We start from the raw sequence: 10513 nt of genomic DNA on the forward strand, positions 1-10513 counted from the left end.
TCTCTAACTAGAATATTAATTCGTCTTGATCTTTTTCTTTTGATCTATTCTTTTTAATTATTAAAACTAATACTGTTATTATCCATAACAATAAACTTAATATCAATAAGATTGTTAGTAACATATCTGGTTCATGATCCTTATTAACTATCAAACGATAGTAACTTTGTGTTACACCATCTTCTGCAATAACTTTTATTAATATTGTGTTTCTTCCCTCTTCAAGATCATCAACTGATAAAGTAATTGAGTCTCTCGGTTCTCCCTGTTCATATCCTTCAATAATGATTCTTGCATTAGGATTAAATGCTTTTGCACTTATTCTTAAATCATTGACTTTATTATCTATATTGATTTTATATGTATAAGTACTCTTATCAAAGCCAATCGTTTGATTACTAATAGCTAATTCTTCTAATTGTGCATTATTGCTTGGAATTGAATATTTAGAAATTCTAACGGTATATGTTTGTGTAACAATACCATCAGCAGATGTGACATATACTCTTATTTTTTCTTCAGTATTACTAATTGCATAAGTACCAAAGCCAGTAATTCTAGCTCCTTCTTGATCTTGTGCTGCACCAGTAAGTCTTATATATTTTGTATTAGTATCAACGACAACATCATATTCAAATGTTTCAGGATTAAAAGTGAAATTAGTGAAATCTTTTGCTGTTTCCTCGTTATATTTTGTTTCTGAACTACCTTTAACAATTATATTATCTAAAAATGCATTACTATCAACATATTTAATATTTACTGTATATGAATTAATACTACCACTTTCTGAAGTAACCGAGATAACAAAAGTATTGTTACCTGTAACTAGAGTTTTTTCACCTATACCTTGAATTTGAGCATTATTTTTAGTTGTTCCATTTAATATAACTTTACTATTCGTTGCTCCTTTTGCTCTTACTATCTCATATGTTGTAATTTCAGGACTAAAGTTTGGAATAGTAATACCATCAACTGTAAGATCTGTTAAAGTATTTTCTTCTAAAGCTTTCTCCCTTTTAACAAAAATTGTATATTCTGCAGTTTGTTTTTTAGTACTCTGAGATACAACTTTAAACGTATAAGTTATTTGATCACTAACAAATTGTTTTCTACCTGCTCCATAAACTCTACCTACAGAATCAATTTCTAAATTCATATTCATTACTTGATATGGAACAATTATTTCATATTCTAAAACATCTAAATCAAAATCTTCAGATGTAAAATAAGTCTCGTTATCGCTTCCTATCAAATTAATATCTGTTATATCAATAATATCTTCAAATGTTACTCCACGATAAATACTTATATTATAAGTTCTTTCATCACCATTTTCAGCTTCAACAACAACTTTTAATACGGTATGATATTTTCCATTAACTTCAGCTTCTAATTTTTGATTTCCAGCACCATATACAGTAGCCGATTTATGATTTGCATCTGCCTCAATAACTACAGACATTATATTTAAATCTTCAGAAACCATTATAAAATAGTCTTCTACCTTTGGTTCGAAAATTGAAACAAAAGGTAATATATTCCCTGATTTATCTTTAACAACAAGTCTTTTCAAAGTATTATCATCACTTGGTTCTTCAACTACTATATCAATTTGATAACGTGTTCCTTGTTTTCCACTTTGGGCTGTTGCATATACTACAAATATATTAGAACCGATATTTAGATTACGTTTTATACCAGCACCATTAATAGTTGCTTTTCCATCTTCAGCCTGAGCAAATATTTCGACATCTATTTTTGATGAATACGGTATTGTAACTACATATGCTGTATGGTCAACATCAAATATAGGAGTCATATCATAATCTAAAACACCTAATGTGACAAGATTAGCATTAAAACTTTGACTCTTAACAATTAATTTATATGTTTGTGCATCACCTGATCCTGATTCGGGTGTAACTATTATTTCAAAAACATTTTCAAGTCCTTTGGAAAGTGTTTTTTTACCAAATCCTAAGACTGTTGATTTACTATCACTTGTTTGACCGGAAATAAATACTTTATCAATCTTATCACTATCTACTACTACTTCATATTCAAAAACATTTGGATCAAATCCTGGAATTCTTGTTCCATTCACTGATAATTGTTCTAATAAATTATCTGTACTTGGATCTTCTTTAACAATTCTTATTGTATATTCATCAGAACTTACTTTACCACTTTGTGATGTAATACTAAAAGTAATGATTGTTTCTTTATCATTTAATACATATTCATTTTTTCCATTTAGTCTTGCTCCATTTGAATTACTAAATGCAATTACAGCTTTTTTTGAACTAAATGGTATATCAATATCATATGATTTTTGGCTAGCTTTAAATTGTAAAGCACCGTCTTTTAAATCATTTGATAAATAAACGCTTGAATCAACATGCAATTTAAATTCATCTATCGTTATATCATCTTCTGCTTTTACATTGCGTTTAACAATAATAGTATATCTTTTTGTTGTTATTCTATCTTCGGCGGTAACATCAATATAAAATCTCTCAGTTGTTTCACCTACACCCGATTGTAAACTGAAAACACCATTTCCAGAAACATTTGATGCTTTTGAAAACGCCATAGCATTAATTTCAATTTCTGTTATTGCTGGACTATCACTTAAATCTATATTATAGATATTTATGTTTGGGTTAAATATTGGATCATATTGAATATTATTTCCATTTCCATCAAAAATATCTAATGAATTTAAATCAGCATTATTGTCAGCTTTTAAAATACTAATAACATATTGTTTTTCTTTGTTTGTTTCAGATTTAATACTTACAATAAATATTTGCTCAGATAATTTCGTTACTTTAACTCCTAAACCATTTATTGTTGATTTATTTGAAGATGAAATTGCTTTAATTTCAATTTCATTTGTATCACTATCGATAACAACTTTTTGATAATCTAATGAAACATCTAATTCTCTTTCTATACCTTTTTCAACAATATATAAGCGATCCAAATCAGTATTGTCATCACCTTGTTTTCTTGTTAAATTAACTGTATATACTTTTCCTTTTGTTCCATCAGAAGCAGTTATTTGAATCTTTATTTGTTTAGTTTCACCTGGTTCAATTTTATAGTTTCCATCTCCAATAACAGTTGATAAACTATTTTGAAGAGTTTTTATAACTGCATGAGTATCAGTAAATCCTAGTGAAAGATTATATATCATAGTATCTGTATCATAATTCAACATATATTCATCATCAGTGATTAAACCTCTAACTGATAAATCATATAATTCTGCATCACTATTTGTTGGCGTACCATTATTGTTGCCTTTTTTACGAGTTACTTTAATGGTATATTCTACTTTTTGGCTTCCGTCTTCACTAGTTGCTATAACTTTAAAAGTATTAAGTCCGTCAATAAGAGTTTGACGCCCTGTACCTATTAATTTACCAAATTCATCAGATATTTTAGCTACTATATCAATTGCTTGAACCGTTGATTCTACTTCACCTAGATCATACTCAAGAATATTTTTATTATATGAGATGTTAAAATCAACAACACTTAATTCTTCAATTTCTATATCCTTATTAGCAACCTTAATATTAACAGTATAAACCTCTGTAGTAATTCCATCTTCTGCCTTAACTGTAATTGTATATTTGTTATTTCCTGGCTCCAAATTTAAGATACGATTAAAATTATGGCTATATGTTAGTGAAGCATTTTTATCATTAAGTTCACTTTGAATACTAATATTTTGTGAATCTCTTGTTAAGAATAACTGATAAGTAAATGTTTTTGGATCAAATACTAGCTGTGTAGGATTATTACCTTGTAAACCTAAAACAATATCAGTATTATCAACTATAACTATTATTTCTTTTAATGTTGCATCTGTTGAAGGCTGATTTCTAGTTATTTCGATAGTATAAGTGACTGTTTTACTGGTATCTTCACTAATTGCTTCAACTATAAACGTGTTTAAACCATATTTTAATGTTTTAGTTCCAATACCGCTTAGTGTACCATATGAATTATTCGAAATAGTAGCAGTTATATCAATATTTTGTACTCTAGAACTTACATTCCCCAAATTGTATGTAGCTGTCGGCTGTGACGGATCATGTGTAAATGTGAATCCATCTACTTCCAACGTTTCAATTTTGATATCTGAATTTTCAACAACTACTGTAATATAGTAGTTCTTAATGAAAGCTTGTCCCGCTTCTGGAGTTACTGTCACTACAAATTGGTTTGTTTTTGGATTCAATATTTCATTGATGTAACTACCTGAAAGTGATGCTTTTGAATCACTAGCCGTTGGTGTAATCTTAATAAATTGAGCATGTCTCGTCAAATGTAGTTTATATATATTAGTAGCTGGATCAAAAACAAGCTGTTTACCTTGTTCTCCTAAAATTGTTTCTCCATTAACAACCACTTCTAATTTATCTAGATTGGCATCTGTTGATGGCTCACTTCTAGTTACAGTTATGATATATTCGGTTCCTCTAACTTTGCTTTCTGAAGTCGCATAAATCTTAATAGTTGTAACTTTTTGATTCAACGTGTATGTCTGAATTCCTGTAATTGTAGCTGGACTGTTTGGTTTCTTTTCAGCATTAACAATAATATTGGTAATGCTATAATCTACCGTAATTGAATATTTATCAGTTTCAGGGTTAAAGACATTTTGTCCTATCATATATTCTACGCCAAACAAATCGGTAATTGAAATATTCGTGATTGAATTGTCAGTATCTAATGAGGTGCCTTTCATAATTGTTATTGTATATTGTTGCTCAGCACCATCTTCTGCTTTAACTATAAATTTAAATTCTACTTTTATTTTTCCATCATTTTCAATAATTGGTTTTAATGATGATTGACCCGGTTGAGTCACATCACCACTCAAAGATTGTCTTGAATCTAATAATTCAGCAAACAAATAAACACCTGCTGAAACATCTTGGGTTGACAATGTAATAATATAATCAAATTTACCTTTTCTATATGGTTCAACATCAAATACTAGACTATTTCCATCTTTATCTGTAACATATAAATTATCTAAATTGGTATCTTTAAATGGTTGACTACGAGTCACTTTCACTTCATATACGATATCATCTGCAGTATTACTAATCAATTGATTATAGTCAGATCTGACAGTAATTCTAATGATATTTTCTCCATAAGCAAGTGCTGTAGCACCTTCTCCGATAACGTGAACATATGAATTACTTGGTTTTGATACGACAACATTAACACTCAATTGATTCCATACAAAAGGCGTTAAAATCTCAAATGAAGGTTCTGCAACATCAAAGTTCGGCACGTCAATACCGCCTATTTTAATACCATTTATTTGTGAAATATCATTTGCAACATATACTTTAAGGGTATATGTTTGTGTGATAGCGCCACTTTCTGATGTTACAACATATGTAAATTCATTCAAACCTACTTGTAACGTCTTAGACTCAGTTAATGTACTGATATGATTTGATAATTTACCATTGCTATCTGCTACAACTGTAATACTAATATTCTTACTTCCACTAAAACGATCAATTCTCACAATTGTATTTAATTCACTTGGATTAAACGCAATACCAGCTTCCGTTAGGATATCTTTCCCATCAACCATAGCAACCATTGATTTTAGTTTTGCTTCATTAGATGCACTTAGTGGTACATAAGTAAATGTATACACTTTTTTATTTACTGTACTTGGATAATCATATTCTGAAATAACGTACATCGTGATTTCTTTTTTTGTTTCACCATTTTTAAGTTTCTCTATTGTATGAGTAAATTCACCATTAGCATTAACTGATACTTCACTATTGTTAACAAATAATTTTGCGTGTGCTTCTTTGATAACCTTGAATGTTAGCGTTGTCTTATTGAATGCAAAGTCGCCTAAATCGTATGCAGTTTGTGTATCATGATTATTAAAATCATAAGTAACATCATTATCATTAATTGCAATATCAATGCTATCATCATCACTTTTCGTTATAACTTTTAGTATATGCGTTTTATTGAATCCTGCTTCTGATCGGATGATAACATTTAATGCATTATCACTACCCGGCGTTAATGCGTAAATGAACGTGTAAACATCATGTAATCCTTCAACTGATTTAGCTAACCCATCATGTGTGCTAAACAATGTCTTCTTTTGAGACGTTAACAGGTAGATTTTAATAGATACCTCATTACTATCTCTATCTACTCTAACATTATAGTTTGACCCTGCAGTATATGGGTCAGCTGGAACTTCCATACTATTTAGAATAACCTTGATATCATCAATATCACGATTTACTTGGGCATCGTTTTTCTCAATGGTAATTTCATAACTTTGTGAAATAGTTTTTCCATCTTCAGCGGTTCCAATGATGGTAATGGTATTAGTTTTACCAGTGAGTTCTACTATATTACCTGCTACATTACCTGATCCGGAAGTTACTTTAATTTCATATGTTGCATTATTTATTGCATCGCTCATTGTAACTATGAATGTGACAAAGCGATCACTATGTGCAACGGTACCTAAATTAAACGTGCGGTACGCTGAAATATCCAACATTTGATCAATTGAAGCACCATTTTCTACTCTAATACTATCAATATCAGCATTACTATTCTTTTGATTTACTTTAATTTGATAAGGTCTTACTGTACCATTTTCAGCTGTCACATTAATAATCAGTGTAACATAAGAACCTGCACTTAAGTTTAAATCACTTGGTAATGATATTATAGCTGACTCTTTAGTAGCAGTGGCATTGAAATTTTTCAAAACTACATCTCTATTAACTGTTATTTCAAAATTTGTTTGTGTTGCTAATAGTGATGTTGTTAAATTAAGGCTTGCTAAAACATTATTACCTGCAGTATCCATTAATTCCAATGAACTCAGTGTATTGACACTATCTTTAGCTTGTCTGTTTAGTTTTACTTGATACTCTTTTTTCGTCTTTCCGTCTTGGGCAGTCACTGTTACTTTCAGTGTAATATTACCTGTTAGCGTACCTAGATTCCAGACTTCATTAATCACTGCATAACTAAAACTTACTTTAGCGTTAACATCTGCTAACTGATACTCAATTTTGAAACTTTCTGATTTAGTAAATGCTTTAATCCCTAAATCAATTGGAAAAACAGTATATTTAATATCATCAATAGTTAAACTGTCTAAATTCGCATTTGAACTGGCAATTTGAATACTTACTTTGTATTTTACAGATGATTTTGTCGGATCTTCTGGTTTAACTTCAATATCAAAAAGAGTTGGTGTAGGTCCTTCTGAAACGGTACCTGCTTTGACAAAAATAGTGGAACTACCATTATCACTACCAACGAAAATTTGTCCTTGCACGTTTTGTGGCAATGCCGCCTCAATACGTAGGAATGTGTAACTTGTATCTTTTAATATACTATAAACTCCTTGATTTAGTGTTAGTTCTTCTCTAATTTCAGCACCAGTACTATTTTTAAATATTGCGTAAACATCACCAATACTTGTATCATTACGATAAGAACCTCTTTCAATATTAAATGTATAAGTGGTTGCTGATTTATCTCCTGCTTCTGAACTTGCAACCACAGTAAAAGTGGTAGTTGTTCCAGGGTTACCTAAATTGATGGTAATTGAACCTGTGCCATATTTACCGTTTATTTCTGTTCCACCATTTTTAATGATATAGGTTGCAAATTGTGAAGATAATGTAACAGTCACGTTTACTTTATCAATTGGTGCATTTACTTTTAATGTATAAGATGCTGTATTTTGAACGAAACTATATGGAACACCTGCTGCATTTTTAAGGATACTTCCTTGGCTATCTTCTAATGATATACCCGTAATCTTATCATCTTGATCGGCAACAACTACTTGAAATTGATAAAAAAGACTTTCTTCTGCTTGTGAAGTGGTTGTTACACGTATATTGTAAACTTTTCCGCGCTCAAAACTAATAGATTGTCCTTCTTGCCAACTAGCACCACCATTATCTGAATATTCATATTTTATAGGTTTTGCATAATCATTATCCATCAACTTCGATTCAATAAATAGTGTTTCTACGCCAGTTGGTGTAACAATCATTTTTCCATACGTATTTGGTGGAATTTGGTTGGTTAAAAAGTTCTTGACAATAACACCATTAACAGTTAATGTGTTTAAAAGATTTACTGTCTCAGCTGCTTCACGTTCAATTTTTACAGTATAATCTTGTTCCACTTTATTTTCCGCAATGACTTTAAATACTGTTGAAATCTCTTGTGCTGTCTTTTGTGTATATGTGATTGTTCCAGTAATAGAGCGTCCTTTTTTGCTTGCTGTAGAAGCAAAATCCATATTACCACTGACATATTCAATAGTCGCATTTGCATGTGTAGTACTTAATACAACAGTAATCGTTTTATATTGATATAAAATTTTAGTCAGTGAGTTCTTCACTTTCGTTACATCATCTAATGTAAACTCACTATTAGATATCAGTGTAGTTGCTCCAGAACTTACTGTTATTGAAAATGTAATGTCTTCAGATAACTTAAAAACTGTGAATTCATGTTCTTGTGAAGTCCCATCTTGAGCTGTAACTAAAATGATATATTTATGCTCACCTGCAGGCAAATCTTTAGCATTGAATTTATTACCAGATACCAAACTGCCATCTTTTTTAAGATAGATTAATCCCTTTTCTTTTGCTAAAGTACCATTAGGATTTAAACCAAATTCAATACTTGTTGAATTGTTATTTTTGATAACATATTTCAATTTTCCATCAGCATCTAATTCAACACTTCCAGTATCACCTGTAACAGCAATATCTGATGGATTCAAATCGTTATAATCAGATTTTTCTATTTCAATAAAGAAATGATTTACAACTGTACTACCATCTTCAGCAGTCATTGTAAATTCTACTTTATATGTATTGCCTTTTTCATAACCTGTAATGTTGGCTGAAGCTTTAAAAACATTACCTAACTTGGTCAGATTACCAGTAGTTACAGTTGATGTGGCATTTCCACTTGAATCTAAAAGAATTGACTTGTATGTACCACTCTTAATGGTAGATTCTACAAAAGTAATACTATAATTAACTGTTGTCGTATCTTTAGATAGTTTCGCTGTTCCTTGATTACTAATCGTGTCACTTGCTGCCGTACCATTTTTCTTTTCAACAACAATACTCTCTACGGTTGCTGTGGAATCACTAATCTTTTGATCAATGGTAATCTGATACGTTTCTGTATCTGTGCCTTCTGTATTGATAATAGTGATTGTATGCAATCCCTTGGCTAAGTTGGATACACTAAAATTCCCATTATTAATAGCCAATGATTTTGTATTACCACTTGGATCTTCAATGGTTGCAGTTAATGTCCCATAAGTTTCTTTTTTAATAATTTGGGCAGAAACTCCAGTTGCTTTTTGTGCATCTGGTATCACAATGGTTACTTCTCTTAAATTTGATTTATCAACTGTAACACCTGTATTATGTGTAAAAGTGATGTCACTAAATTCTAAATCTGGCTTTTCAATCTCCGTAATCGTGACTGTATGCGTTAATGCGGTTCCAGCATCATCTACTTTAATTTCGATGACATCACCAACTTGAGCTTTCGTTCGAGTTGGATCATCTTTAATAGTTATTGTTGATGTTGCAGATGCTTTAGTTTTAGTAAATGTTATGTAATCAGCAATATTCTTTAAACTATCTGCATATGTTATCTTAGCTGCAGATATTATTGTTGCTCCTGTAGCAGAGCCAGTAAACTTAGGCATGTTGCTAACAGTGATATCTTTTAGGGTAGCATCAGGATTAGATTGTCCTACTGAAAAATCTTTTGATTCAACTAATCCGGTATAAACTGTACCATTTCCATATCCAATAGCATGATCTGCATTAAGTGATTTATTGTAGTGAACTTTGAATTTAAAAGATTGTCCGGATTCAATCGCATTAAGATTTGTTGTGTTAATTCTAAAATCAAATTCTGCAACAATCAAAGATTCACCCTTCTTTATTTCATAATCAATCCCCATGCCAGATGGAACTCTAGTTGTTCCTTTAACCTTAGGTTCATAAACCAATGAAAACTGTGTTCCATCATTAACATTTGGTCTAATATCTGTGGGAAGAACATTAAAAAGTGTTATATCTAGATTTTCTTCCTCTTCTTCATCATAAACTTGTGTTTCTCCTGATCTTATTTCTGGGGCAAGTACAAATTTGCTATCAGTCCATCCTGAAAAAGTCATTTGACCGACTCTTTGATTTTGACCTATCGCTTTGACATGTACTTCAAACGTTAACGCTTTATTATTCTGACTTGCAATGTTCTTAGCCTCTTCTGCATCAAGACTAGTTTTTTGCGTACTTTTTTCAACAAGAAATATTTCTAATCCTGTTTCAATCGCCTTTACCTTCGGAATAAATACTAATGTGCAAATCAGTATAATTAGTATAAAGCCCATTATAATTTTTTTTCTCATTTTTGTCTC

The 10513-nt window shown here is 30.7% G+C and carries 1 protein-coding gene; it reads right to left on the minus strand.

Features of this window, described 5'->3' with window-relative positions; translation table 11 throughout:
- Positions 1-7: 7 nt before the first annotated feature.
- A complete protein-coding gene (locus tag EXC62_RS07245; protein WP_026389993.1) occupies positions 8-10504 on the minus strand; it encodes a cadherin-like beta sandwich domain-containing protein in 10497 nt (3498 codons plus the stop codon).
- Positions 10505-10513: the final 9 nt, after the last annotated feature.

The sequence above is a fragment of the Haploplasma axanthum genome (assembly GCF_900660745.1).
GTDB lineage: Bacteria > Bacillota_I > Bacilli_A > Acholeplasmatales > Acholeplasmataceae > Haploplasma > Haploplasma axanthum.